This is a genomic window from Sodalis sp. RH16 (assembly GCF_047324245.1).
Classification (GTDB): Bacteria; Pseudomonadota; Gammaproteobacteria; order Enterobacterales; family Enterobacteriaceae; genus Acerihabitans; species Acerihabitans ligni.
Genome location: NZ_CP178737.1, coordinates 6,079,397 through 6,104,823, shown reverse-complemented (window position 1 = coordinate 6,104,823; position 25,427 = coordinate 6,079,397). Strand labels below are relative to the sequence as shown.

Sequence of the window (25,427 nt, the reverse complement as noted above, 5' to 3'; positions counted from 1 at the left end):
GGCCAGGCATCATCGGCGCCGGGTTAGTCGCTTCCTTCGCCGGTCGCAATGGGTACATCGTCCCGACCGCCCCATTCGCTCCACGAACCGTCATAGAGCGCTATATCCTCAATGCCAAGTTCGGTAAGCGCCAGCACCGCCACCGCGGCGGTAACCCCTGAACCGCAGCTGGCCACCAGGGGCCGGCCGGTATCGATTCCCGCCTTATCCACTATCGATCGCAGTTCTTCCGGACTTTTCAGCTCCCCGTCCCGCACCAGCGCATGCCACGGCAAATTCTTGCTGCCGGGAATATGGCCGCGATGCAGGCCGGGGCGGGGCTCCGGCTCCTGGCCGCTGAAACGGGCGGCGGGGCGGGCATCAATCACCTGCGCCGAGCGGTGGGCGATAATGTGGCGCATGTCAGCCAGGCTTTTCACATGACCCGCCGACGGGCGGGGACGAAAGGTGCGTGGGTCCTGGAACACCGGTCCCGCGGCCAGCGGCAGGCCGGCCCTTTGCCAGCCCGCCATGCCGCCCGCCAGCAGCGACACCCGCTCTACGCCGGCGATGACGTGCAGCATCCACCAGGCGCGGGGCGCGGAAAACAGCGAACCGTCATCATAAACCACCAGATGCTGCCCATCGCCCACCCCCAGCGCTTCCATGGCGGCGGCAAACGCCTCCGGGGATGTCAGCATATGCGGTAGCGCGCTGTTGCTGTCTGACAACGCCTCGATATCGAATATCACCGCTTCCGGCAGGTGTCCCGCCAGATATTCCGCATGCAGATCCCGCGGCCCCTGGTAACCGGGCGGCAACATCCGCGCATCCAAAATCCGCACCGAAGGGTCGTGAATATGATCCTGCAGCCAGGCGGGGGAGACAAACAGCGATGAGGTCATAACGATGCTCCGTGGTTGCGCCGCGGCGGGCCATTCAGCCTGCGCAGCCCGTAAGATAAGGTATTGTCGGTGATTTTAAGCTCTCGAACAAGCGGATTGCTCCGGTAAGGCCTTTCCTCACAGAATTTAATTTTTGAGCGATTTGCACGGAATTTGCGCTGGTATAAACCCTTTTTTTATGGAAAATAGAATAGCCCCTTGAAAAGTAGGGAATAAGCTAAATTTTTTTTAATGGAATGTTGCATTTCTGATAGGCAAACGTCTATCCGATCCCTATAATTTGCGCCACTTGAACAGGTCGATACAACAAACGATTAACTCGACCATTTATTAATTTGTTACAAAGAGGTCATTATGACGATAGAGCGTACTTTTTCCATCGTGAAACCCAATGCGGTGGCAAAGAATGTCATCGGCGCCATCTATGCGCGCTTTGAAAGCGCCGGCTTGAAGATAGTTGCCGCTAAAATGCTGCAATTGACCCGCGCGCAGGCCGAAGGCTTTTACGCCGAGCATCAGGGTAAACCTTTTTTTGACGGGCTGGTGGGGTTCATGATCTCCGGTCCGGTGGTGGTCCAGGTTTTGGAAGGCGAGGATGCCGTGCGGCGCAACCGTGAAATCATGGGCGCCACCAACCCGGCCAACGCTCTGGCCGGCACCCTGCGCAGCGATTATGCCGACAGCCTGACGGAAAATGCCGTGCACGGTTCCGATGCCGTCGAATCCGCCGCGCGCGAGATCGCCTATTTCTTCAGTGAAGACGAGATTTGCCCCCGCACACGCTAATCGCCGCCGCACGATAGATAAAAAAGCGGGGCTGCTGCTTTTAAGCAGCGCCGCTCTGCGCTAAAATCTAAAACTGTTGCGCCCCGGATGAGGTGGTAGTCCGCACTCGGCCGGGGCATTTCTTTATCTTTTCCGCGCCATAACGTGTAATAACGAGGCCTTCATTACCATGTCAGAGCAATATGTACCTGAAATGCCGCCAGCGGCGGTGGAACTCGCCGAGCCCGCATCCCTCAACCAAAAGCTGAATTTGCTGGATATGAATCGCCAGCAGATGCGCGAATTTTTCCTGGGCATCGGCGAAAAACCCTTTCGTGCGGATCAGGTCATGAAATGGATGTACCATTATTGCTGTGACGATTTTGATCAGATGACCGATATCAACAAGACGCTGCGCGGCAAATTAAAAACCTTGACCGAAATACGCGCTCCGGAAGTGGCCAGCGAGCAGCGTTCCAGCGACGGCACCATCAAGTGGGCGATTAAGGTCGGCGACCAGCAGGTGGAAACCGTTTACATTCCGGAAGAGGATCGCGCTACGCTGTGCGTCTCCTCCCAGGTGGGCTGCGCGCTGCAGTGCACGTTCTGCTCCACCGGCCAGCAGGGATTCAACCGTAACCTGCGGGTGTCGGAAATTATCGGCCAGGTGTGGCGCGCGGCGAAGATTATCGGCGCCGCCAAGGTTACCGGTCAGCGGCCCATCACCAATGTGGTGATGATGGGCATGGGTGAGCCGCTGCTCAACCTCACCAACGTGGTGCCCGCGATGGAAATCATGCTGGACGATTTTGGTTTCGGCCTGTCGAAACGCCGCGTCACCCTCTCCACTTCCGGCGTGGTTCCGGCGCTGGACAAGCTGGGGGATATGATTGACGTGGCGCTGGCCATTTCGCTGCATGCCCCGACGGATGCCATCCGTGACGAAATCGTTCCTATCAATAAAAAATACAATATCGACATGTTCCTGTCGGCCGTGCGCCGCTACCTGGATAAATCCAATGCCAACCAGGGGCGGGTGACGGTGGAATATGTCATGCTGGATCATATCAACGACGGTACGGAACACGCGCATCAGCTGGCGGAGTGTCTGAAGGATACGCCCTGCAAGATTAACCTGATTCCGTGGAATCCCTTCCCCGGCGCGCCGTACGGGCGCAGCTCCAACAGCCGGGTCGATCGTTTCTCCAAGGTGCTGATGGATTATGGTTTTACCACTATCGTGCGCAAAACCCGGGGTGACGACATTGACGCCGCCTGCGGGCAATTGGCGGGGGATGTTATCGATCGCACTAAACGGACTCTGCATAAGCGCATGGCCGGAGAGCCAATCGCGGTGAGAACCTTGTGATGAGCCGCCGCCGGACGGGCGGCGATGAAAATAACCGAATCTTCAGAGGATAAAAGGGAACAGGCATGACGCTGAGACGGTTAACAGGAGTATTATTGCTATTCGGGTTGTTGAATGGATGCGCCGGTGACAAACATGATACCGAGATATCATCACAGTCATCTCAAACCCGATTGCAGTTGGGTATGGAATATCTGGCGGCCAATAATCTTGATGCGGCGCGGCAGAATCTCGACAAGGCGGTAAAAGGCGCCCCCGCCGATTACCGAACCCAATTGGGCATGGCGCTTTATGAACAACGGGTCGGCGAAAACGACGCCGCGCAGAATCGTTATAACCTGGCGCTGAAATTGGCGCCGCAAAACGCCTCGGTACTGAATAATTACGGTGCGTTTTTATGTAGTTTAGGGCAGTATGTATCGGCGCAACAACAGTTTGCTGCTGCGGCACGGTCAACGGATTACGGACAGGTCGCCGATAGTCTGGAAAATGCCGGCTATTGTTTTTTCAAAGCCGGTCAAAACGATGAGGCGCGGACGTTACTCAGTCGCGCGCTGAAATACGACCCGGAAAAGGGCGTAGCTTTGCTGGCGGAAGCAGACCGGCAGTTCAGTGAAGGGAAAGGCGATAAAGCACAACTATTATTGGATATTTATCAGCATATTCTTCCGGCAAGTGCTGAAAGTTTATGGTTACAGATTCGTTTCGCTGCGTTAGCGGGACGCCACAATGACGTTCAACGTTATGGCACACGGCTTGCGCGAAGTTTTCCACAATCTAAACAGTACCAGCAGTTCCTAGCTAATGAATACTGAAGCCCTCCAAGATCAGACAGCATCAACAACGACAGGCGGACGCCTGCGTCAGGCACGTGAACAAATGGGACTCAGCCAGCAGGCGGTGGCCGAAAGGCTGTGCCTGAAGGTCACGACCGTGAAGGAAATAGAAGAGGACAGGGCCAATCCCAATCTGGCCTCGACCTTTTTGCGGGGTTATATCCGCTCCTATGCCCGGTTGGTTCACGTTTCCGAAGAAGAAATTTTGCCGATGATGGCGAAACAGGCGCCGGTGCGAGCCTCGAAAGTCGCGCCGATGCAGACTTTTGCCCTCGGAAAAACCCGCAAAAAGCGGGACGGCTGGTTAATGGGATTTACCTGGCTCATTCTGTTCGTGGTGATAGGCCTGACCGGTGCCTGGTGGTGGCAAAACCATCAGGCGCAGCAAAAGGATATCTCCGATATGGCCGATCAATCCTCCACCAAGCTGAACCAGGGGGGCGATAACGACAATACCGCTTCCGGCGGTCAAAACGGTGACGATGGCACCGGCAGCGACGACGCCGGCCAGCCGGCGGCGGATCAGTCCGCCGGCAGCGATGCCGCCGCCGCGGGCGCCACTTCGCCCGCCACCCCGGTTCAGCCGGGTGCGGCAGCGGCCCCTGTCGCCAACAGCGCTAATGCCAATGGCGCGACCTCGCCGGCCACGGCGCAAAATAACGCGCCCGCCGCCGCGCCGACCTCTTCCGCAACCCAGCAGCCCGCATCTTCGGCACCGGCACCGGCGCCGACCGAAGGCGAGGCCGGCACCAACGGGCTGGTGATGAATTTCACCGCCGATTGCTGGCTGGAAGTCTCCGACGCCACCGGTAAAAAACTGTTCAGCGGTACACAGCGTCCCGGCGGTAAACTCAATCTTGCCGGTCAGGCGCCGTTCAAATTGAAAATCGGCGCTCCTGCGGCGGTCCAGATTCAATATCAGGGCAAACCGGTGGATTTGAGCCGATATGTCAGATCAAACCAGGTTGCGAGACTCACCATAGCCGCTAATTAGGCTGAATTGAGCAATTATGGAGAGAATGTATGCATAATCACGCACCCATTAACCGCCGGAAATCTACTCGGATCTATGTCGGCAAGGTGCCGATTGGTGATGGCGCGCCTATCGCCGTACAATCGATGACCAATACCCGAACCACCGATGTGGCGGCGACGGTGCGGCAAATCCAGGCGCTGGAGCGCGTGGGGGTCGATATCGTCCGCGTTTCGGTGCCGACCATGGATGCGGCTGACGCCTTTCGCCTGATAAAACAGCAGGTCAGCGTGCCGCTGGTGGCGGATATCCATTTCGATTATCGCATCGCGCTGAAAGTCGCCGAGTATGGGGTGGACTGCCTGCGCATCAACCCCGGCAATATCGGCAGCGAAGCGCGTATCCGCTCGGTGGTGGATTGCGCCCGTGATAAAAACATTCCCATACGCATCGGCGTCAACGCCGGTTCGCTGGAGCGCGACATCCAGGAAAAATACGGCGAACCCACGCCGGAAGCCTTGCTTGAATCCGCCATGCGCCACGTCGACATACTGGATCGCCTCAATTTTAACCAGTTTAAAGTCAGCGTCAAAGCGTCGGATGTCTTTCTGGCGGTTGAATCCTACCGTTTGCTGGCGTCGCGCATCGATCAGCCCCTGCATCTGGGGATTACCGAAGCGGGCGGCGCGCGCAGCGGCGCGGTGAAATCCGCCATCGGGCTCGGCCTGCTGCTCAGCGAAGGCATCGGCGATACCCTGCGGATCTCGCTGGCGGCCGACCCGGTGGAAGAAGTCAAAGTAGGATTTGATATTCTCAAATCCCTGCGTATTCGCGCCCGCGGCATAAATTTCATTGCTTGTCCCACCTGTTCGCGCCAGGAATTCGACGTTATCGGTACGGTCAATGCCCTTGAGCAGCGGCTGGAAGATATCGTCACGCCGATGGATGTGTCCATTATCGGCTGTGTGGTTAACGGTCCGGGGGAGGCGCTGGTGTCCACCATCGGCGTCACCGGCGGCCACAATAAGAGCGGTTTTTATGAAGACGGCGTGCGCCAGCGCGACCGTTTCGATAACGAACAGATGATCGATCAGTTGGAAGCTAAAATCCGCGCCAAGGCGGCCATGCTTGATGACAGCAATCGCATTGTCGTTAATTTGATTGATAAGTAATTTTTTATAGAGAATCGACATGGCAACTAACATCCAGGCCATTCGCGGCATGAACGACTATTTGCCGGAAGAAACGGCAGTCTGGCAGCGTATTGAAGGCATACTGAAGGATGTACTGGCCGGTTACGGTTACAGTGAAATCCGTTTACCAATTGTTGAACAGACCCCTTTGTTCAAGCGCGCTATCGGCGAAGTGACCGATGTTGTGGAAAAAGAGATGTACACCTTCGAGGATCGCAACGGCGACAGCCTGACGTTGCGGCCGGAAGGCACGGCGGGCTGTGTCCGCGCCGGCATTGAACATGGCTTGCTTTACAACCAGGAACAGCGCCTGTGGTATATTGGGCCGATGTTCCGGCATGAACGCCCGCAAAAGGGCCGCTATCGCCAGTTCCATCAGCTCGGCGCCGAGGTGTTCGGCCTGCAGGGGCCGGATATCGACGCGGAGCTCATCCTCCTCACCGCCCGCTGGTGGCGGGCGCTGGGCATTCATCAGCACGTCGCCCTTGAGCTCAACTCCATTGGCTCCCTTGAAGCGCGCGCGAATTACCGCGATGCCCTGGTGGCCTTTCTGGAACAGCATCAGGACCGGCTGGACGAGGATTGCCGCCGTCGCATGTATGTCAATCCGCTGCGTGTCCTGGACACCAAAAATGAGGATATTCAGCTTTTGCTGAAAGACGCGCCGGTGCTAACCGATTACCTTGATGAAGAGTCCCGTAAACACTTTGCCGGACTGTGTGAACTTTTACAGCAGTCCGGTATCCCATATACGGTAAATCCGAGTTTGGTGCGCGGCCTGGACTACTATAACCGCACGGTCTTCGAGTGGGTGACCACCAGCCTTGGTTCGCAGGGAACGGTGTGCGGTGGTGGCCGCTATGACGGATTGGTTGAACAGCTGGGGGGACGCGCCACGCCGGCGGTGGGTTTCGCCATGGGTCTGGAGCGTTTGGTGCTGCTGGTGCAGGCGGTCAATCCGGATTTCAAACCCCGGCCGACGGTGGATGTCTATCTGATCTCCTCCGGCGAGGCGACCCTGAGCGCGGCAATGGCCCTGGCGGAGAGTCTTCGCGACGCTTTGCCCGCCCTGCGGTTGATGACCAACTATGGCGGCGGCAATTTCAAGAAGCAGTTCGGCCGCGCCGACAAATGGGGTGCACGGTTGGCCTTGGTTTTGGGAGAGAACGAAGTTGCCGCGCAGCAGGTGGTGGTGAAAAATCTCGCCACCGGCGACCAGGAAACGCTGGCGCAAAGCGATGTTGCTGCACGGCTGGCATCGATTTTAGGTTAAGGAGAAAGACCACGTGGAAGTCTACAGCTCGGAAAACGAACAGCGTGAAGCGCTGGTGCGGTTTTTTGCGGATAACGGTAAGGCGCTGGTTATCGGCGTCATTATCGGTATCGCCGCGTTGGTGGGCTGGCGTTATTGGCACAACCATCAAAACGACTCGATGATGAAATCGTCCGCCGCCTGGCAGCAGGTCAATACCGCGCTTACCAGCGATGCGGACCAGCAGCGGGTCGACGCCGCGCAGAAGTTTGCCGACAGCAATAACAACAACTATGGTGCCTTGACCTCCATGGATTTGGCACGTTTTTATGCGGAAAAAGGTGATTTCGCCACCGCGGAAAAACAACTGAAGAAAGCCTTAACCCAGACGAAAGAAGAAAATCTTCAGTCGTTGATTAATCTCCGTCTGGCTCGTGTTCAGCTTCAAGGGAAAAACGTGGACGGCGCGCTCACGACCTTGGCCGGAGTAAAACCTGCGGCCTGGTCGGCACTGGCGGACGATGTCCGCGGCGACGCCCAGTTGATCAAGGGTAATAACCAAGCGGCGCGGGACGCTTATGACAAAGCGCTTAAAGCGAATCCGCCGCAGGCATTACAGGCCTTGTTGCGCATGAAACTGAATAACTTGTCCAGCTAAGAGGGACCCCATGCAATTGCGTAAAACATGTTTCGTCGGACTGATTTCATTAGCTTTGCTCAGCGGTTGTTCATGGTTCAGCGGTGAAGAGGATGTGGTCGTCATGTCACCGCTGCCAAAAGTGGACAATCAGTTCCAGCCGACCGAAGTATGGAGCAAATCGGTCGGTAACGGCACCGGCGAATTTTACTCCAATCTTCACCCGGCCTGGCAGGACAACCGCGTATTCGCAGCGGATCGTCGCGGCACGGTGAAAGCGTTGGATATTGATACCGGCAAGGAAATCTGGTCGGTGGATTTGTCGGAAAAAACCGGCTTCTTGTCCAGTAACCTCCCCGCACTGTTATCCGGCGGCGTCGCCGTGGCGGACAATCGGCTTTATATCGGCAGCGAAAAGGCGGTGGTCTACGCCCTGAGCGCCGACGACGGCACGGTGGCCTGGCAGACGAAAGTCGCCGGCGAAGCCCTGTCGACGCCGGTTATCAGCGACGGCCTGGTGTTAATTCATACCAGCAACGGCATGCTGCAAGCCCTCAGCCAGACCGACGGCGCGATAAAATGGACGGCGAATCTGGATATGCCGCCGTTGACCCTGCGGGGCGAGTCCGCGCCGGTCACCGCCTTTGGCGCGGCGATTGTGGGCGGCGACAACGGCCGTGTCAGCGCCATCATGCTGGCGCAGGGCCAGATGATTTGGCAGCAGCGTATTTCACAAACCACCGGCGCGACGGAAATCGCCCGCCTGGGTGATGTGAACACCTCGCCGGTGGTGGTCAATAATATGGTGTACGCCCTGGCTTACAACGGTAACCTGGCCGCCTTGGATTTGCGTTCCGGCCAGATTGCCTGGAAGCGTGAAGTGGGTTCGGTCAACGACCTGATTGTGGACGGCAACCGTATTTATGTCGTGGACCAGGACGATCGGGTGCTGGCGCTGGATATACAGGGCGGTGTTACCCTGTGGACGCAAAGCGAACTGCTGCATCGTAACCTGACTTCGCCGGTCCTGTTCGACGGTTATCTCGTGGCGGGCGACTCGCAAGGCTATCTGCATTGGATAAATACTGACGACGGGCGATTCGTGGCGCAGAATAAAGTCGACAGTTCCGGATTGCAGAGCAAACCCGTGGTCGCCGGCGGCAAACTGCTGGTTCAGGCCAACGGCGGCGAGGTTTACGCGTTTACCCGCTAAAAAATAGGGATTTACCCGTCTGATTCTCAGTTCGCGGGTCATCAACGGCTCCTGACATGTTCAGGAGCCGTTTTGTCTTATATAATCAGCCCAGTTTCGTGCTGAAATACTTTATTACCTTATGAGGTTGTAACAATGATACCTGTCGTCGCGCTGGTTGGGCGCCCCAATGTAGGAAAATCCACCCTGTTTAATCGGTTAACGCATACTCGCGATGCGTTGGTGGCGGATTTCCCGGGGCTGACGCGTGACCGCAAGTATGGTCGTGCGGAATGGGAAGGCCATGAATTTATCGTTGTCGATACCGGCGGTATCGACGGCAATGAAGAGGGAGTTGAAACCCGCATGGCCGGCCAATCTCTGGTGGCCATTGAAGAAGCCGATATCGTGCTGTTTATGGTGGACGGCCGCGCCGGGTTGATGCCGGCGGATGAAGGCATAGCCAAGCATCTGCGCAGCCGGCAAAAAACCACGCTGGTAGTGGCCAACAAAACCGACGGCATTGATGCCGACAGCGCGGTGGGTGATTTCTACTCCCTCGGCCTGGGCGAGGTTTATGCCATTGCCGCGTCACACGGCCGCGGCGTCAACAGCCTGCTGGAAGATGCCCTCTCGCCGCTGGTGGTGGAAGAAGTAGAAGAGGTGGTGGAGTATCCGGGCCAGGAGCCCTGGCCGGAAGATGAAGAGGGCATTCCTGAAGACGAAGAGGAAGAGGCCTTTGACCCGCAGTCCCTGCCGATAAAACTGGCCATTGTCGGCCGTCCCAATGTCGGCAAGTCCACGCTGACCAACCGGATACTGGGGGAAGATCGCGTAGTGGTCTTTGATATGCCGGGCACCACCCGCGACAGTATCTATATCCCCATGGTGCGGGACGAACGGGAATATATCCTTATCGATACCGCCGGCGTGCGCAAACGCGGCAAAATAACCGAAACGGTGGAAAAGTTTTCTGTTATCAAAACATTGCAGGCCATTGAAGACGCTAATGTGGTTTTGCTGGTAATTGATGCACGGGAAGGCATTTCCGATCAGGATCTCTCGCTGTTGGGTTTTATCCTGAACAGCGGGCGCTCACTGGTGATTGCGGTGAACAAGTGGGATGGCCTGACGCAGGAAATCCGCGATGAAGTCAAGGAGACGCTGGATATGCGCCTGGGCTTTATCGATTTCGCCCGGGTGCATTTTATTTCCGCGCTGCACGGCAGCGGCGTAGGCAATCTGTTTGAATCCATCAACGAAGCTTATCGCTGTTCCACCAAACGCATCAGCACTTCCATGCTCACCAATATCATGCAGATGGCCATCGAAGAACACCAGCCGCCGCTGGTGCGCGGGCGCCGGGTGAAACCGAAATATGCCCATGCCGGGGGATACAATCCGCCCATCGTGGTGATACACGGTACCCAGGTGAAACATTTACCGGATTCCTATAAACGTTACCTGATGAATTATTTTCGCCGTTCGCTGGAAATCATGGGAACGCCGATCCGTATTCAGTTCAATGAAGGGGCTAACCCCTTTGCCGGCAAACACAACACCCTGACGCCAAACCAGATGCGCAAGCGCAAACGTCTGATAAGCCACATCAAAAAGAGCAAGTAAAACTCAAGGCCCTATAGGGGCCTCAGTTTGCTGACAAAGTGTCCGGACGGTACTGTTGTCCTGGCGCACAGGCGGTGCTCAATTCTGGGCGGGAACCGGCTAAAATAAAGGCTGATTTTACTGAGCCCCTGATGCTTGTTTAAGGAAGACACGATGGATGATATATGCCCGGTGTGCCAACATGAACTTCAGCGGCAGGGTGAGGATTTTTACTGCCCGTCCTGCCAGGGCCGGTTCAAGCGGGAAGTGTTATGCCCTGATTGCGGCAAACCGCTGGATGTACTGATTGCCTGTGGGGCGGTGGACTATTTTTGCCCCCATGGCGATGGACTGATCTCGAAAAAACGCGTCGTCCCGCGCTATATCACGCCTTAATCAATTCTCCGCCGTCCGTCCCTCTTGCCAGAACCGGGCCAGCTCCGACGGAGCGCTGGCCTCCGGCACCAGCAGTTCGAAAAAGGAAGACGATTGCCGGTTATCCGGCCTGAGGATATGGATCCGGTAGTAACGCGTATCGCCGCTGCCCGGACAACGTCCGCCCGGGGGGGGCTGCATCAGCAACTGCCTGATTAACGCGCACAGCCGCTCCCGCTGCCCGGACGGCATCTGCCCCAGGCTGAAACGCCGGCGCGCCAGCAGGGCGGGGATATAGGCAAATCCGCCCTCTCGCGACACTTCGATCACGGTCTGTTCATCAAGCACAGGGCATTGGTCCATCTTCCTCTCCGGGACAGATTGCGGCGTCGTCCGGATAAATACCGAACCGAGCGGCCAACGGCCGTGTAGTCACGACGATACGCCCACTGCGCGCCAGGCCTGTTCAACCGCCTGAGCTTCCTCATCGGTAAAGTGCTGGCTGGCATGCTGGACTGTCAGGCGGGCAAACGCGGCGAAATCGGCATTTTGCTTTAACCGGTGATCGCATAAGGTGGCATACCAGATATAACCGGCCTTTTCCCAGGCATATCCTCCCAGCGCGGTGGCGGCCAGATAAAACGCCCGATTAGGGATGCCGGAATTCAAATGCACGCCGCCGTTATCCTCGCGAGTACGGACAAATTCCCGCATATGATCCGGCTGCGGGTCTTTGCCCAGCAGCGGGTCATCATAAGCGCTGCCGGGGGACGACATGGAACGTAAGCCCCGGCCGGCGATTTTTTCCGTCAGCAGCCCCGCGCCGATAATCCAGTCAGCCTGCGCGGCGGTCTGTCGCAGATGGAACTGCTTAACCAGCGAACCGAAAACGTCCGACAGAGATTCGTTTAACGCTCCCGCCTGCTCAAAGTAGATCAAATTGGCTTCGGTTTCCGTGACGCCATGGGCTAACTCGTGGGCCACCACGTCCAGCGCGATGGTAAAACGATTGAAGATTTCGCCGTCGCCATCGCCGAACACCATTTGCTCGCCGTTCCAGAAGGCATTTTGATACTCGATGCCGTAATGGACCGAGCCGGTCAGCGGCAATCCTTTGGCGTCAAGTGAATGGCGCTGGAATACCTGCCAGAAAAAATCATAGGTGATGCCCAGATAATCATAGGCTTCGTTAACCGCCCGGTCATCGGCCGCGGCTTGTCCCTCCTGCCTCACCAGCGTGCCGGGCAGGGTCATGGCCTGGTGCGCGTCGTATATCCCCCGCTTCACCTGGCCGGCCTGCTGGGCGACCTGATAGCGGGCGGGCAGAGGATTGCGCCCCATCAGGCTATGGACATGAGTCAGGGTCTGGCGGGCATTCAAGCGCTGCTGCTCGCTGCCCCGTTCCATGATACGGCGCAGGATATACGGAGGGATAACGCTATGCCTAAGTCGGTCTGGACTGTACAAATAATCCTCCTTGCCGGCCTAATGCCAGATGTACCGCCGGGGGATTAAGGCCGTATTTGCCGTACTCTCTCCGCCGTATTAAAAAATCTGGCCTGAAAATTATGTCGTTATAAAAGTATAATCGCCTTTGGCGCAAAGGGGGAAAGCCTTGGGGTAAAACGGGCAAGGACCGGCTGTCGCGCGCTAGCGCTGATATTGAATGAAATCAGTCTTCCTGGCTATTTTATCGTACAACGCCATGGCGATTTGATTATTGGTTTGGGTCAGCCAGTAAACGCCGGCCTTGCCGGTTTTATCCGCATGGGCATAGACTTTTTCAATCAATAAGCGGCCGATTCCCTTGCCGCGCATGCTCTCATCCACATAAAGATCCTGCAGATAAACCACCGGTTCCTGGCACCAACTGCTTTCATGCACGACACAATTCACCAGCCCCACGATCTGGCCCTGGCTTTCCGCCACGAAGGCGAACATGGCCGGATGGCCGCCGTTTACCAGGCGCCGGAAGGTAAAATCGTATAACGCGTCATCGAGGATGGTGGAGTAGAAGCTGAGATAACGACGCCAAAGCTGTTTCCACTTGTCTTTATCTTTAAGCTCGATAGACCGGATAATTGTGACGTTGTTGGCCGGCATGTATAAACCTCTCCGGTTGAAAGCCTGTGCCAGTGGTTCGGACGCTATTGCCATACCGGCAATGGACGTAGAGAGACGGTAGCGACAAACCGGTCTCCATGTCAATCGTTAACCTGTACAAGGGCAGATGCGTCAGCCGCCGGTTGCATCCGAACCCTGGCGTGGGGCCTCCTCCCGCCGAAAACGTAAGGTATAGCGGTATTCCCCGTCGTTCAGCAGGTACTTTTCGTGTACGCTCGGACTCCAGGAATCATCGCCGCCAACCCCCATATGCCGGTAGTCCAGGTTCAGCCACATTCCCGGCTCCGGCTCCAGCAGATGCCGGTGCGTGGCGCGGGTCAATTGCCCGGTGCCGTAGCGACTGACGGAAAAATGAAAATCCCCGCTGATTTGCCACTCCCCAAGTTCCAGCCGGCGGGTAAAACAGCGCAAGCCGTTTTCACTGGGAAAGATATAGGGGGTGTGCATCTGTTCGAAGGGCAGGCGCCACCGGGAAAAACGCGCCCCATCGCACCGGTCCGGATAGTTTTCATGGGGCCCAAGCCCCAGCCAGTCCACCTCCTTCACCACGCCGTCCAACTGGCAGACCGCGCCGACCCGCGGCAGGGGAGGCAGGCTCGGGGACACCGTCACCCGGATGTCGGTTTCCAGCTGTCCGCTGTTATCAAGGGTGATATGCCAGACGCTTTGTATTAAAAGACTGTCTTGGCGGAAATAGCCGTGCACGGCGCGGAAAATGACCCGATTCGACAGCTGTTCGGCCTCAATGGACAGGCAGCGGTGTTCAAGATCAAACAGGCCGGCGGCTTTCCAGCGTTCTACCCAGGCGCGGGGATCGATATGGTCCGCTTCGCTGACGCCGATATCATTATCCAGCGGCGCGCGTATGAATTGATCCGTCAGCGGCGCCAGTAAAGCCGGCCGTTCATCGTCAAACCATTGGCTCAGCCAGCCGCTGTTTTTATCCAGCGTCCAGCGCTGCCGCCGGCGGCAGACAACAAATTCGCTTTCTTTTTCATGCAGGCGCGGAACATCGCCCGCCGAGCTATCCGGCGCCGTGAGCGGCAAACGGCCGCAGGCCAGCGGCCATTGCTCCCAGGCGACGCAGTGACCGGCGGGAGACCAGGGCGTTTCGGCCGGCTGCAGGATGCGCACCTGTAAATAGAGCCGGCCCTCGCTGTGCAACGGCGGCAGGCTCTCGGCCAGCGTCAGCGCGGCTGTCTGCCCGGGGGCAAGCCCGAGGGGTAATTCCCCGTGCCGCAGGGGCGTCCCCTCCAGCTCCAGAGACCAGTGTAAAATTTCGTTATCGCTGGGACGGAACAGATACTCGCTCTCCACCTCGATACGTAACGGCTGGGTTTCCAGCAGACGGAACTGAAAAAACTGCTGCTGTTTTTTTACTTCGAACAGAGCCGGATGCGGCGTGCGATCGGGGAAAACCACACCATTGAGGCAGAATTGACGATCGTTGGGCCGGTCGCCGAAATCGCCTCCGTAGGCCCAATAGGTCCGGCCCTGGTTGTCAACGCGCTCAAGGGCCTGATCCGCCCAGTCCCAGATAAATCCGCCCTGCAGGCGGGGATATTGACGAAAAGCCCGCCAATAGTCGGCAAAGTTGCCCAGGCTGTTGCCCATGGCGTGGGCGTATTCGCACAAAATCAGCGGGCGGCCCTCGCCGGGCAGGCTCAGCCATTTTTTTATCGACCATTTGGGTACCGCCGGAAAGGGCTGATCCTCGTCCACCCGCGCATACATCGGGCAGATGATATCCGTGGCCGGGGTATCGGCGCCGCCCCCCTCATACTGCACCGGGCGGCCGGGATCCCTGGACTTGACCCAATGATAGAGGGCATCGTGGGTTGCACCGTGGCCTGATTCATTGCCCAGGGACCAGATAATAATGCTGGCGTGGTTGCCGTTGCACTGCACCATGCGGCTTACCCGTTCGCTGAAAGCCGGGAACCAGACCGGGTCGTCCGACAGCCGGTTCATGGGCTCCATCCCGTGGGTTTCAATATTGGCTTCGTCCACCACATACAGGCCGTAGCGATCGCACAGGCGGTACCATAACGGCGTATTGGGATAGTGGGAACAGCGCACCGCGTTGAAGTTATTCTGTTTCATCAGCATGATATCCTGCCGCATGCTCTCGGCATCCATGACCTGTCCCCGGGCCGGGTGATGCTCATGGCGATTAACGCCGCGAATCAGCAGGGGTTTGCCGTTGAGCTGCAACAGCCCGTTTTTGATTTCCACCTGTCGGAACCCCACGTCGTAGGCCTCCACCTCCAGGATAGCGTCCTCGCTGTCCCGTAACGCCACCACCGCCCGGTAAAGATGCGGCGTTTCAGCGCTCCATAAGCGCGGCGCCGCCACGGCAATCCGCATATCCGCGCGTTCCGGATAACGACCCCGTTCATCGATAATCGCGGAACCGAACGGCATACGGTGCTCGGCGATGCGTTCATCCTCCCGCCACAAGGAAACCACGAGGCTGTAACCGCTTAACCCGGCCTCCGGCGGTGCGAGCGCAACGCAGACGTCCAGCACGCCGTCGGTATATAACGCGTCCAGCCGGGTGCGGATGCGGATGTCATGAAACCCCACCGCCGGTTTGTGCAACAGGGATACGGACCGGAAAATGCCGCTCATGCGCCACATATCCTGATCTTCCAGATAGCTGCCGTCGCACCAGCGCAGCACCATGACGCACAGGCGGTTTTGCCCGCTATGCAGGTAGCCGCTGAGATCGAATTCCGCCGGCAGCCGGCTGTCCTGGGAATATCCTACCCACAGCCCGTTGCACCAGAGATAGAACGCCGAATTCACCCCGTTGAAGATAATGCGGGTCCGCCCTTGGTTCAGCCACCCATCGGGTATGGTGATATCGCGGGAATAACAGCCGGTGGGATTGTGCTCAGGCACTCGCGGCGGATCCACTGGAAAGGGGTATTTTACATTGGTGTAGATGGGCAGGTCGTAGCCCGCCATCTGCCAGTTGGAGGGGACGGCTATTCCCCTGGCATCGGGCAAATCCTCCTGCAGCCAGCTCTCCGGTACGGCCTGCGGCTCCTTGAAATAGCTGAAAAACCATTCGCCGTCGAGGGTGAGGCGGCTGGGGGAATCCAGATCCCGCCGTGCGTCGTCTTCGTCGCGCCAGCTGTTGAACGGAGGATGCGCGGGCAATCGCCGGTAATGCGTGCTGGCGGGATTTTCCCAGTCCCGCCGGGATAAAACGATGGCCAGAGATGAAAACAAATCTTCCTGGTGCGCCGGACGGGTAGTATTCATGGTATGCCTTCATCGTTTTATCGCGTCGCAACGTGGAACGCTATGCAGATAATAAACAATGTTATAGCAAGATAAACCCTGAATGCTCAAACTCTCGGCGGCGATCGCAATCTGAACCGTACAGCCGCCGGTTAAATCACCGGCCGGTTCAGATGACCTTGGGCAACGCTTCCCATGCCTTGGCCGACGCCTGCTCGGCTTGCGGCCGGTTTTTTGCAAGGTGCAGTTGTAAAACGCGGCTGGTATAGGCATGGATCCGATCGGTCAACTCCCCATCGCCGTTCAGAGACCGGCCATAGGAGGGAATGATCTCTTGCAGCCGGTCGCGCCAGGCCGGCGAAGCCGCCCTGGATTTAAACATGCTGTTCAGCAGTTCCAGCATGATTGGCGCGGCGGTAGACGCCCCCGGCGATGCCCCGAGCAGCGCCGACAGCGATCCGTCTTCCGCGCTGACCATCTCGGTGCCGAACTGCAGAATACCGCCCTTGACCGGGTCTTTTTTGATGATTTGTACCCGCTGGCCGGCATCGATTAATTGCCAGTCCTCCAGCCGGGCCCCGGGATAATAGGCTTGCAATGCCTCCAGGCGTTTGGAATCCGACATCAGTACCTGGCTTATCAGATAGCGCAGCAGATTCAGATTATCCCAGCCGACGCGGAGCATGGGCAGCAGATTATGCCGGTTCAGCGACGAAAACAGATCGAACCACGACCCCTGCTTGAGAAATTTACTGCTGAAGGTGGCATAAGGCCCAAACAAAAGGGAACGTTGCCCGTCCAGCATGCGGGTATCGATATGCGGCACCGACATCGGCGGGGCGCCCACCGAGGCTTTGCCATAAACTTTTGCCTGATGTTGATTGACGATATCGGGCCGGGTGGTCACCAGGAATTTGCCCCCCACCGGAAATCCGGCATAACCCCTTGCCGCCGGAACGCCCGATTTTTGCAGCAGCGTAAGAGCCGCGCCGCCGGCGCCGATAAATACGTGGCGGGCGCGGACGCTGGAGCGTTTGCCGCCATTGTTCAAATCGGCGACGGATATCTCCCAGGTCGCATCCTCCCGGCGCGTTATGTTTACCACCTCATGCTTAAGGTGCAAATCAAATCCGCCCCGTTGCGCCAGCGACGCCAGCATCTGGCGGGTCAGTTCGCCGAAATTGACGTCGGTGCCCATCGCCATCCGGGTAGCCGCCACTTTCTGAAAGGGATCGCGGCCTTCCATAATCGCGGGCGCCCATTGTTTGATGACATGGCTGTCTTCGGTATATTCCATGCCTTTAAACAGGGTGCTTTGCTGTAATGTCTCATAGCGTTTGCGCAGGAAATTCACATCTTCCTCGCCCCAGACAAAACTTATATGCGGGACATTATTAATGAAGGTTTCCGGCGCGCCCACCCGCTGGTTTTTAACCAGATAAGCCCAGAATTGCCGGGAAATTTCAAATGATTCGTTGACGGAAACAGCTTTGGAAATATCAATGGATCCGTCTGCCTGTTCCGGCGTGTAATTCAATTCGCAGTATGCCGCATGGCCGGTGCCGGCATTATTCCAGCCGTCTGAGCTTTCTTGGGCGAGTTTATCCAGGCGCTCGTACAGATGAATAGACCAGTCCGGCTCAAGTTCCCTGATAAGCGTGCCTAGGGTGGCGCTCATGACGCCGCCGCCGATAAGGACAACATCCACCGGGGCGTTGTTCGCAGCCTTTTGCCGTTGGGCAGACGCCAACAGACTCATGCAAAGGCCCGCGACGAAATGCTCTTTCATGCGCAGTGTCTCTATATATAAAAGTAAGTATACGGCAGGGCAATATTATTGAGGTTGCTTTTGGCCCAATACTGTCTGCTATTCAAACCCGATTCTATTAGTCGGACATCCGCATGTAAACCAAAAAGTGATGTTATCGCCTGGTTAAGATAATTAACGCTTATGCCTGTTATCTGATTGTTTTTAAAGCGTAATATTAAGAATTTAGCAAAATATAACCTTTCATTAACAAATCGTTACTCTCTTTTTATGATGATATAAAAGCGTTTTTAGGATGAATCTGCCGCAGAATATACAATGAGCAACCGTATCGTCTCTAATCCGGAAATAAAGAGCAGCTCGTCTTTTAAGATTTTTTTACCCCGACGGTAGAAGTTGTTTTCATTGGTATTTGATTGGTATTATTTTTGCTTCTAATGGCTATAAATCTCTTATGAATAAGCGGATATTGCCTGAGTATTTTGGCGGTTAAAGGAATTATCATGGTTAATGCCTCGGTGGATATCGCTGACGGTAGTCGCTACTGGCAGCGTAATTTATTTGTTTGTGTTTTCGGCTCCTTTACCACCATTATCGCCATGACGCTATTGCTGCCTTTCCTGCCTTTGTACGTGGAGCAACTGGGGGCAACGGGACATGCGGCCATCAGCCAATGGTCCGGGGTAGCCTATGGCGCCACATTTTTCAGCGCGGCGTTTACCGCGCCGCTGTGGGGCCGCCTGGGAGATCGATACGGGCGTAAATTGATGCTGATCCGGGCGAGCCTCGGGATGGCCGTCGCCATGACGTTGCTGGGCATGGCGCAAAGCGTCTGGCAGCTGGTGGCGCTGCGTTTGCTCGCCGGCTTGCTGGGCGGCTATGCCTCGGGTTCCATGATCCTGGTGGCGACCCAAACGCCGAAAGCCCGCACCGGCTGGGCGCTGGGGATAATGTCATCCGGCATCATGGCCGGTAATTTCGCCGGCCCGCTGATAGGGGGCACTCTGCCGCCGCTGATTGGCATCCGCGGGACGTTTATCGCCGCCGGGGCGGCAATATTCATCGCTTTCCTCGCCACCACTTTTTTATTAAAGGAGGAGCCGGGCGCGGCAAAAAAACGGGCTGCCGAACCGGCGCCCGCCGGCGCGGCGCGCATGAGCAAACCCGTTATCGCCATGCTGATTACCGGTGCGCTGCTGATGATCGCCAATATGTCCATCGAGCCTATCATTACCCTTTACGTGGGGCAGTTGGTGCCATTTTCACAGGTGACCCTGGTGGCGGGATTCGCCATGTCCGCTGCGGCCCTGGGCAGCATTCTGTCAGCATCCTGGCTGGGCAAGCTGGCCGACCGCAGCGGTCATTGGAATGTGATCATCGGCTGCCTGCTGGCGGCGGCGGTTTTGCTGATTCCCCAGGCATTTGTCAGCCGGGGCTGGCAACTGGTGGTGCTGAGGTTTTTCATGGGACTGGCATTAGGAGGGCTGTTGCCCTGTATCGCCAGCGTCATCCGCCACAACGTGCCGGACAGGATTGCCGGCAAAATCCTGGGGTATTCCACCTCGTCGCAATATGTCGGCCAGGTGGCGGGCCCGCTGCTGGGGGGCGTTGTCGGCGGCCATTTCGGCATGCGGCCGGTATTTCTCGGCACCTGCGTATTGCTGTTTATCGGGGCGTTGTATAACGTTTTTGCCCACTCGGCGGCACGGTCAGCTCCCGAGCGGTAAAGATGTGTCCGAAGCCGGAACATGCTAATCGCGTCCCTTCCGGCAATCTCCGGGACAATGGCCGGCAGGTGTCGGCGGCTAGCGGTTTTTACCGGCGGTCTTCTTCGACGGCGTAATGCGAACCACCTGGCTATCCACCCAGCCATCCTGCAGACGGGTGGTCAGGGCATCGCCGGGCTGTAACTGCCCGGTGCGTTTAATCAGCGCCCCATCGGCGCCGGTGGTAACGCTGAAACCGCGCGCCAGCGTATTCAGCGGGCTGACGCCTTCCAACCGCGAGCATAGCATGCCGAATTTTTGCTGCTGCTGATTCAACCGGCGGGTCATGGCCTGCTGCAGCTGATATTGCAGCGCCTGCAATTGCTGCTGCACCCGGCCGATGCGCGGCAGCGGCGATTGCTGGCCCAGCCGCTGCTGCACCCGCTCATGGCGGCGCTGCGCCAGCCGTAGCTGCGCCTGTACGCCGTCGTCCAGCCGGCGGCGCAGTTTGACCAGCGTGGTTTGCTGGCGCGCCAGCCGCAAATGGGGATGCTGCTGCTGCAGGCGGTGCTGCAGGCGGGTAAAAATCTGCTGGCGCTGGGCCAGATAATAATCCATCGCCATTTCCAGCCGCTGCTGCTGCGACTGCAACCGGCGCACCAGCTCCAACTGATTGCGGCTCACCAGCTCCGCCGCCGCCGAGGGGGTAGGCGCACGAAGATCGGCGACAAAATCGGCAATGGTCACATCGGTTTCGTGTCCGACGGCGCTCACCACCGGCAATATGCTGGCAAAAATGGCCCGCGCCACCCGTTCGTCGTTAAAACTCCATAAATCTTCCAGCGAACCGCCGCCGCGGCCGACGATAAGCACATCGCACTCCCGCCGGCGGTTGGCGGTTTCAATGGCCCGCACGATCTGCGCGGGCGCGTCCTGTCCCTGTACCGGCGTTGGGTAGATCACCACCGGCAGCGACGGATCCCGCCGGCGCAGGACGTTCAGAATATCGTGCAGCGCCGCGCCGCTGGCTGAGGTGATGACGCCAACCCGCCGGGACGGGCTGGGCAACGGCTGTTTATGGATCTGATCGAACAGTCCTTCCGCCGATAACCGCTGCTTGAGCTGTTCGAACTGCTGCTGCAGCAAACCGTCGCCGGCCGGCTGCATGCTCTCGGCAATCAGCTGGTAGTCGCCGCGGGGTTCATACAGCGTCAACGAAGCCCGCACCAATACCTGCTGCCCGTTGCGCGGGGCGAAGGTCACCCGCCGGTTGCCGTTGCGGAACATAGCGCAACGCACCTGGGCGCGATCGTCTTTCAGGGTAAAATACCAATGGCCGGAGGCGGGCTGGGAAAAGTTGGATATCTCGCCGGTTAGCCAGATCTGGCCCATCTCGCTTTCCAGCAGTTCACGCACCTGTTGATTCAGGCGGGAAACGGTAAAAATCAGTGACGAGGCGGGTGCAGACATGTGAGCTGGATCAACTTTGTTAAAAAAGACTTAATCGGTTGATATTACTTAACGCTGGCCGGTTATCAAGGTTTTTTTAAAAAAATAGCTGGAGGCAACCGTTTACGTTCTGTATAATGCCACGGCAATATTTTATACATCCACCCTGGTGAGATATTGCTATGTTACGTATCGCAAAAGAAGCCCTGACTTTCGACGATCTCCTCCTTTTACCTGCACATTCCACGGTTCTGCCCAACACCGCCGAGCTGGGAACCCAACTGACCAAAAAAATCCGTCTCAACATTCCGCTGCTCTCCGCGGCCATGGATACCGTTACCGAAGCGCCCCTGGCTATCGCACTGGCCCAAGAGGGCGGTATCGGCTTTATCCATAAAAACATGTCCATCGAGCGCCAGGCTGAGGAAGTCAGCCGGGTGAAAAAACATGAAAGCGGCGTGGTGACCGATCCCAAGACCGTCACCCCGTCAACCACCCTGTCCCAGGTCAAGGAAATGACCGCCCGCAACGGTTTCGCCGGTTATCCGGTGGTCACCGATGACAACGAACTGGTGGGCATCATCACCGGCCGCGATGTGCGGTTCGTCACCGATCTTTCCCAGCCGGTCACCGCGGTCATGACGCCGAAGGAACGTCTGGTGACGGTGAAAGAGGGCGAAGCCCGCGAAGTCGTGCTGCAAAAAATGCACGAGAAGCGTGTAGAAAAAGCGCTGGTAGTGGACGGACAATTCCATTTGCTGGGCATGATCACGGTAAAAGATTTTCAGAAAGCGGAACGCAAGCCCAATGCCTGCAAAGATGAGCACGGCCGGCTGCGCGTAGGCGCGGCGGTGGGCGCGGGCGCGGGTAATGAAGAGCGTATCGACGCGCTGGTGGCCGCCGGTGTCGACGTGCTGCTCATCGATTCCTCCCACGGCCATTCCGAAGGCGTATTGCAGCGCATTCGCGCCACCCGTGAAAAATATCCCGATTTGCAGATTATCGGCGGCAATATCGCCACCGGCGCCGGCGCCATCGCGCTGGTGGAAGCGGGCGTAAGCGCGGTTAAAGTGGGTATCGGGCCGGGGTCCATCTGCACCACCCGTATCGTTACCGGCGTCGGCGTACCGCAAATCACCGCCATATCCGATGCGGTGGAAGCGCTGGAAGGCACCGGTATTCCGGTTATCGCCGACGGCGGCATCCGTTACTCCGGCGATATCGCCAAAGCCATTGCCGCCGGCGCCTCATGCGTCATGGTGGGCTCGCTGCTGGCCGGTACCGAGGAATCCCCCGGCGAAATCGAACTCTACCAGGGCCGTTCGTTTAAATCCTATCGCGGCATGGGATCCCTGGGCGCCATGTCCAAAGGTTCCTCCGACCGCTATTTCCAGACCGACAACGCCGCCGATAAACTGGTGCCGGAAGGCATAGAAGGGCGGGTGGCTTACAAAGGCCGCCTGAAAGAGATAGTGCATCAGCAGATGGGCGGGTTGCGCTCCTGCATGGGACTCACCGGCTGCGCCACCATCGACGAACTGCGCACCAAGGCCGAATTTGTCCGCATCAGCGGCGCCGGCATTCAGGAAAGCCACGTCCACGACGTCGCCATCACCAAAGAATCGCCGAATTACCGCATGGGCTAAACGCGCCGGACGGTGCGCTGCGGGCGGTAATAGTGCATTATCTCCCTGGTGCGCCGCCCGTTGCGTCGGATGGCCGAGGATTGGCCATCCCTGATTTTTTCTTCCCGGCCGCGGCCGGGTGGTGTTGTATTTTGACCACCGCTCTTGGAATACGCCTTCTATGACAGATAATATCCATAAACATCGCATTCTGATTCTGGACTTCGGTTCGCAGTACACCCAACTTATCGCCCGCCGCGTGCGCGAGCTGGGCGTCTATTGCGAACTCTGGGCCTGGGACGTGACAAAAGCGCAAATCCGCGCCTTCGAACCCAGCGGCATTATTCTTTCCGGCGGCCCTGAAAGCACCACCGAACATAACAGTCCGGTTGCGCCGGAGTATGTTTACCAGGCCGGCGTCCCGGTGCTGGGCGTCTGTTATGGCATGCAGACCATGGCCATGCAGCTGGGGGGCCGGGTGGAAGGCTCTCATGAGCGCGAATTCGGCTATGCCCAGGTTGAGGTGTTAAACGACAGCGCCCTGATAAGGGACATCAAGGATTCCCTCAGCGTCAACGGCAAGCCGCTGCTGGATGTCTGGATGAGCCACGGCGACAAGGTCACCGACATCCCTGCGGGGTTCGTCACCGTCGCCAGCACGGAGAGCTGCCGGTTCGCCATCATGGCCGACGAGGAAAAACGGTTCTACGGCGTGCAGTTCCATCCCGAAGTCACCCATACCCGCCAGGGCCAGCGGATCCTGGAACGTTTTATCAAGGATATCTGCCGCTGCGAGGCGTTGTGGACGCCGGACAAGATTATCGAAGATGCCGTCAGCCGCCTACGCCGGCAAATCGGCGACGATCATGTGATCCTGGGACTGTCCGGCGGGGTGGATTCGTCGGTCACCGCCATGCTGCTGCACCGCGCCATCGGCAATCGCCTGAGCTGCGTATTTGTGGATAACGGACTGCTGCGGCTGAACGAGGCCGCCCAGGTATTGGAGATGTTCGGCGAGAAGTATGGCCTGAATATTATCCATGTCCCGGCGGAGGAGCGTTTTCTCAGCGCCCTGTCCGGTATCGCCGATCCGGAAACCAAACGCAAAACCATCGGCCGGGTGTTTGTGGAAGTGTTCGATGAGGAAGCCGGCAAACAGACCGACGTCAAATGGCTGGCCCAGGGCACTATCTATCCCGACGTGATTGAATCCGCCGCCTCCGCCACCGGCAAGGCCCATGTCATCAAATCCCACCACAACGTCGGCGGCCTGCCGAAAGAGATGAAGCTGGGGCTGGTGGAACCGCTCAAAGAGCTGTTCAAGGACGAGGTGCGCCGCATAGGCCTTGAGCTGGGACTGCCCTACGATATGCTTTATCGCCACCCGTTCCCTGGCCCGGGCCTCGGCGTGCGGGTGCTGGGGGAGGTGAAAAAAGAATACTGCGACCTTTTGCGCCGCGCCGATGCGATTTTTATCGAAGAGCTGCATAAAGCGGACCTCTACAATAAGGTCAGCCAGGCGTTTACCGTGTTCCTGCCGGTGCGTTCGGTGGGCGTGATGGGCGACGGCCGCAAGTATGACTGGGTGGTCTCCCTGCGCGCGGTGGAAACTATCGACTTTATGACCGCCCACTGGGCGCATCTGCCGTATGAGTTTTTGGGCCGGGTGTCCAATCGGATCATTAATGAAATAGATGGGATTTCACGGGTGGTTTACGATATATCGGGTAAACCGCCGGCGACGATAGAGTGGGAGTGAGTTAATAGCTCGTCGGTTATAAATGGCGTTAATTTGATAAAAAACCCGCTAAATAGATGCGGGTTTTTTATTTTGGAAAATAATAATATGGATGATGGCGTGTTGGACTAAATTAACGGGATTTTATTAGGTCTAAACCAGTAGATAAATAACAGGTAGGTCATTACCATGGGATCATAAAATAATGTTCCTGTTACTATTGGTATAAAGTCTGAATTAAGGCCTTAAATTATCCCTCCATTGTTCAGAAGGCATTCCCCCAGGAATATTGAGCGAAGGGACTTGATGTAGCTGGGTTGGCCTCATCGGCACCTGTGGCATAGGTTGTTCATGATTTTTTGATCGCTGGGTGGAATATTACCATTATTCATAATTTTCATTTACCTTTTTAAGTAAGTGAACTATCAATAAGATCATTAGCGAAATAATTAGCGTTATGGCCGTAGAGATAAAATAATCAATAAGGCCATGTAATGTGATATTAACAGCACTTAAGCTTTCAATCGACAATAAATTAAGAAAATTACCCAAGAGCGAAAGTGCGATAACTATATAATAAGTTCTTTTATTTATGCCACTTTTTTTAATACTGATAATAAGAGCGATAAGTACAAACATTAATGGTGTGCGAATATCATTTAACATGCAAGCAAATCTCTTATTTGA

20 protein-coding genes are annotated in these 25,427 nt (G+C 57.0%); 13 read left to right on the top strand and 7 right to left on the bottom strand.

Annotated elements, in window-relative coordinates; translation table 11 throughout:
- Nucleotides 1–23: 23 nt before the first annotated feature.
- Nucleotides 24–884: a 3-mercaptopyruvate sulfurtransferase gene (sseA, locus tag ACL2XJ_RS27875; RefSeq protein ID WP_413725240.1), complete on the bottom strand. Its 861-nt coding sequence runs from the start codon at nt 882–884 to the stop codon at nt 24–26.
- A 354-nt stretch (nt 885–1,238) separates the two neighbouring features.
- On the opposite strand from sseA, the gene ndk reads away from it, so the two are divergent.
- From ndk to ACL2XJ_RS27825, 10 genes are all read left to right on the top strand, one after another.
- Nucleotides 1,239–1,670 carry a nucleoside-diphosphate kinase gene (ndk, locus tag ACL2XJ_RS27870; RefSeq protein ID WP_132926761.1) on the top strand — a complete coding sequence of 144 codons (432 nt, stop codon included), beginning with the start codon at nt 1,239–1,241 and terminating at the stop codon, nt 1,668–1,670.
- A gap of 169 nt (nt 1,671–1,839) precedes the next feature.
- On the top strand, nt 1,840–3,018 hold the full coding sequence (locus ACL2XJ_RS27865) for a bifunctional tRNA (adenosine(37)-C2)-methyltransferase TrmG/ribosomal RNA large subunit methyltransferase RlmN (protein WP_413725239.1): 1,179 nt from the start codon (nt 1,840–1,842) through the stop codon (nt 3,016–3,018).
- A gap of 65 nt (nt 3,019–3,083) precedes the next feature.
- A complete protein-coding gene (pilW, locus tag ACL2XJ_RS27860) occupies nt 3,084–3,833 on the top strand; it encodes a type IV pilus biogenesis/stability protein PilW (RefSeq protein ID WP_132926763.1) in 750 nt (249 codons plus the stop codon).
- Nucleotides 3,823–4,848: a cytoskeleton protein RodZ gene (rodZ, locus tag ACL2XJ_RS27855; RefSeq protein ID WP_413725238.1), complete on the top strand. Its 1,026-nt coding sequence runs from the start codon at nt 3,823–3,825 to the stop codon at nt 4,846–4,848. The genes pilW and rodZ overlap by 11 nt, the downstream gene beginning before the upstream one ends.
- Before the next feature lie 29 nt (nt 4,849–4,877).
- Nucleotides 4,878–5,999: a flavodoxin-dependent (E)-4-hydroxy-3-methylbut-2-enyl-diphosphate synthase gene (gene ispG / locus ACL2XJ_RS27850; protein ID WP_132926767.1), complete on the top strand. Its 1,122-nt coding sequence runs from the start codon at nt 4,878–4,880 to the stop codon at nt 5,997–5,999.
- A 19-nt stretch (nt 6,000–6,018) separates the two neighbouring features.
- Nucleotides 6,019–7,293, top strand: coding sequence for a histidine--tRNA ligase (gene hisS, locus ACL2XJ_RS27845; RefSeq protein ID WP_132926769.1), 1,275 nt, complete (start codon nt 6,019–6,021; stop codon nt 7,291–7,293).
- A 13-nt stretch (nt 7,294–7,306) separates the two neighbouring features.
- A complete protein-coding gene (locus ACL2XJ_RS27840; RefSeq protein ID WP_132926771.1) occupies nt 7,307–7,930 on the top strand; it encodes a YfgM family protein in 624 nt (207 codons plus the stop codon).
- A 10-nt stretch (nt 7,931–7,940) separates the two neighbouring features.
- Nucleotides 7,941–9,122, top strand: a complete 1,182-nt coding sequence (gene bamB, locus ACL2XJ_RS27835) for an outer membrane protein assembly factor BamB (protein WP_413725237.1) — start codon at nt 7,941–7,943, stop codon at nt 9,120–9,122.
- Nucleotides 9,123–9,257: 135 nt separating this feature from the next.
- Nucleotides 9,258–10,727 (top strand): ribosome biogenesis GTPase Der, encoded by a 1,470-nt coding sequence (gene der / locus ACL2XJ_RS27830; RefSeq protein ID WP_132926775.1) that lies wholly within the window; start codon nt 9,258–9,260, stop codon nt 10,725–10,727.
- A 153-nt stretch (nt 10,728–10,880) separates the two neighbouring features.
- Nucleotides 10,881–11,102 carry a zinc ribbon domain-containing protein gene (locus ACL2XJ_RS27825; RefSeq protein ID WP_203524763.1) on the top strand — a complete coding sequence of 74 codons (222 nt, stop codon included), beginning with the start codon at nt 10,881–10,883 and terminating at the stop codon, nt 11,100–11,102.
- Here the strand turns inward: ACL2XJ_RS27825 and ACL2XJ_RS27820 are convergent, their stop codons facing one another.
- The 5 genes from ACL2XJ_RS27820 to ACL2XJ_RS27800 form a co-directional block, all read right to left on the bottom strand.
- Nucleotides 11,103–11,444: a protealysin inhibitor emfourin gene (locus tag ACL2XJ_RS27820; RefSeq protein WP_413725236.1), complete on the bottom strand. Its 342-nt coding sequence runs from the start codon at nt 11,442–11,444 to the stop codon at nt 11,103–11,105.
- A gap of 69 nt (nt 11,445–11,513) precedes the next feature.
- Nucleotides 11,514–12,548, bottom strand: a complete 1,035-nt coding sequence (locus tag ACL2XJ_RS27815; RefSeq protein ID WP_413725235.1) for a M4 family metallopeptidase — start codon at nt 12,546–12,548, stop codon at nt 11,514–11,516.
- Between the two features lie 183 nt (nt 12,549–12,731).
- Nucleotides 12,732–13,184 carry a GNAT family N-acetyltransferase gene (locus tag ACL2XJ_RS27810; RefSeq protein ID WP_132926779.1) on the bottom strand — a complete coding sequence of 151 codons (453 nt, stop codon included), beginning with the start codon at nt 13,182–13,184 and terminating at the stop codon, nt 12,732–12,734.
- Nucleotides 13,185–13,316: 132 nt separating this feature from the next.
- Nucleotides 13,317–16,475 carry a beta-galactosidase gene (locus ACL2XJ_RS27805; protein ID WP_413725234.1) on the bottom strand — a complete coding sequence of 1,053 codons (3,159 nt, stop codon included), beginning with the start codon at nt 16,473–16,475 and terminating at the stop codon, nt 13,317–13,319.
- A 148-nt stretch (nt 16,476–16,623) separates the two neighbouring features.
- Nucleotides 16,624–18,243 (bottom strand): malate:quinone oxidoreductase, encoded by a 1,620-nt coding sequence (locus ACL2XJ_RS27800; RefSeq protein ID WP_413725233.1) that lies wholly within the window; start codon nt 18,241–18,243, stop codon nt 16,624–16,626.
- Nucleotides 18,244–18,725: 482 nt separating this feature from the next.
- On the opposite strand from ACL2XJ_RS27800, the gene ACL2XJ_RS27795 reads away from it, so the two are divergent.
- Nucleotides 18,726–19,949: an MFS transporter gene (locus tag ACL2XJ_RS27795; RefSeq protein ID WP_413725232.1), complete on the top strand. Its 1,224-nt coding sequence runs from the start codon at nt 18,726–18,728 to the stop codon at nt 19,947–19,949.
- Nucleotides 19,950–20,027: 78 nt separating this feature from the next.
- On the opposite strand, the gene xseA is transcribed toward ACL2XJ_RS27795, so the two are convergent.
- The gene (gene xseA / locus ACL2XJ_RS27790; protein ID WP_413725231.1) at nt 20,028–21,398 is read right to left on the bottom strand and encodes an exodeoxyribonuclease VII large subunit; all 1,371 of its coding nucleotides are present in this window, start codon (nt 21,396–21,398) and stop codon (nt 20,028–20,030) included.
- A gap of 161 nt (nt 21,399–21,559) precedes the next feature.
- Here xseA and guaB point away from each other — a divergent pair, with 161 nt between their 5' ends.
- The gene (gene guaB, locus ACL2XJ_RS27785) at nt 21,560–23,023 is read left to right on the top strand and encodes an IMP dehydrogenase (protein WP_132926789.1); all 1,464 of its coding nucleotides are present in this window, start codon (nt 21,560–21,562) and stop codon (nt 23,021–23,023) included.
- A gap of 160 nt (nt 23,024–23,183) precedes the next feature.
- Nucleotides 23,184–24,761, top strand: coding sequence for a glutamine-hydrolyzing GMP synthase (guaA, locus tag ACL2XJ_RS27780; protein WP_132926791.1), 1,578 nt, complete (start codon nt 23,184–23,186; stop codon nt 24,759–24,761).
- Nucleotides 24,762–25,427 lie beyond the last annotated feature (666 nt).

What these genes read in the sequence shown, in the direction of transcription:
- sseA (WP_413725240.1), bottom strand. Translation starts at nt 884, where the DNA reads ATGACCTCATCGCTGTTTGTCTCCCCCGCCTGGCTGCAGGATCATATT.
- ndk (WP_132926761.1), top strand. Translation starts at nt 1,239, where the DNA reads ATGACGATAGAGCGTACTTTTTCCATCGTGAAACCCAATGCGGTGGCA.
- ACL2XJ_RS27865 (WP_413725239.1), top strand. Translation starts at nt 1,840, where the DNA reads ATGTCAGAGCAATATGTACCTGAAATGCCGCCAGCGGCGGTGGAACTC.
- pilW (WP_132926763.1), top strand. Translation starts at nt 3,084, where the DNA reads ATGACGCTGAGACGGTTAACAGGAGTATTATTGCTATTCGGGTTGTTG.
- rodZ (WP_413725238.1), top strand. Translation starts at nt 3,823, where the DNA reads ATGAATACTGAAGCCCTCCAAGATCAGACAGCATCAACAACGACAGGC.
- ispG (WP_132926767.1), top strand. Translation starts at nt 4,878, where the DNA reads ATGCATAATCACGCACCCATTAACCGCCGGAAATCTACTCGGATCTAT.
- hisS (WP_132926769.1), top strand. Translation starts at nt 6,019, where the DNA reads ATGGCAACTAACATCCAGGCCATTCGCGGCATGAACGACTATTTGCCG.
- bamB (WP_413725237.1), top strand. Translation starts at nt 7,941, where the DNA reads ATGCAATTGCGTAAAACATGTTTCGTCGGACTGATTTCATTAGCTTTG.
- der (WP_132926775.1), top strand. Translation starts at nt 9,258, where the DNA reads ATGATACCTGTCGTCGCGCTGGTTGGGCGCCCCAATGTAGGAAAATCC.
- ACL2XJ_RS27825 (WP_203524763.1), top strand. Translation starts at nt 10,881, where the DNA reads ATGGATGATATATGCCCGGTGTGCCAACATGAACTTCAGCGGCAGGGT.
- ACL2XJ_RS27820 (WP_413725236.1), bottom strand. Translation starts at nt 11,444, where the DNA reads ATGGACCAATGCCCTGTGCTTGATGAACAGACCGTGATCGAAGTGTCG.
- ACL2XJ_RS27810 (WP_132926779.1), bottom strand. Translation starts at nt 13,184, where the DNA reads ATGCCGGCCAACAACGTCACAATTATCCGGTCTATCGAGCTTAAAGAT.
- ACL2XJ_RS27805 (WP_413725234.1), bottom strand. Translation starts at nt 16,475, where the DNA reads ATGAATACTACCCGTCCGGCGCACCAGGAAGATTTGTTTTCATCTCTG.
- ACL2XJ_RS27800 (WP_413725233.1), bottom strand. Translation starts at nt 18,243, where the DNA reads ATGAAAGAGCATTTCGTCGCGGGCCTTTGCATGAGTCTGTTGGCGTCT.
- ACL2XJ_RS27795 (WP_413725232.1), top strand. Translation starts at nt 18,726, where the DNA reads ATGGTTAATGCCTCGGTGGATATCGCTGACGGTAGTCGCTACTGGCAG.
- xseA (WP_413725231.1), bottom strand. Translation starts at nt 21,398, where the DNA reads ATGTCTGCACCCGCCTCGTCACTGATTTTTACCGTTTCCCGCCTGAAT.
- guaB (WP_132926789.1), top strand. Translation starts at nt 21,560, where the DNA reads ATGTTACGTATCGCAAAAGAAGCCCTGACTTTCGACGATCTCCTCCTT.
- guaA (WP_132926791.1), top strand. Translation starts at nt 23,184, where the DNA reads ATGACAGATAATATCCATAAACATCGCATTCTGATTCTGGACTTCGGT.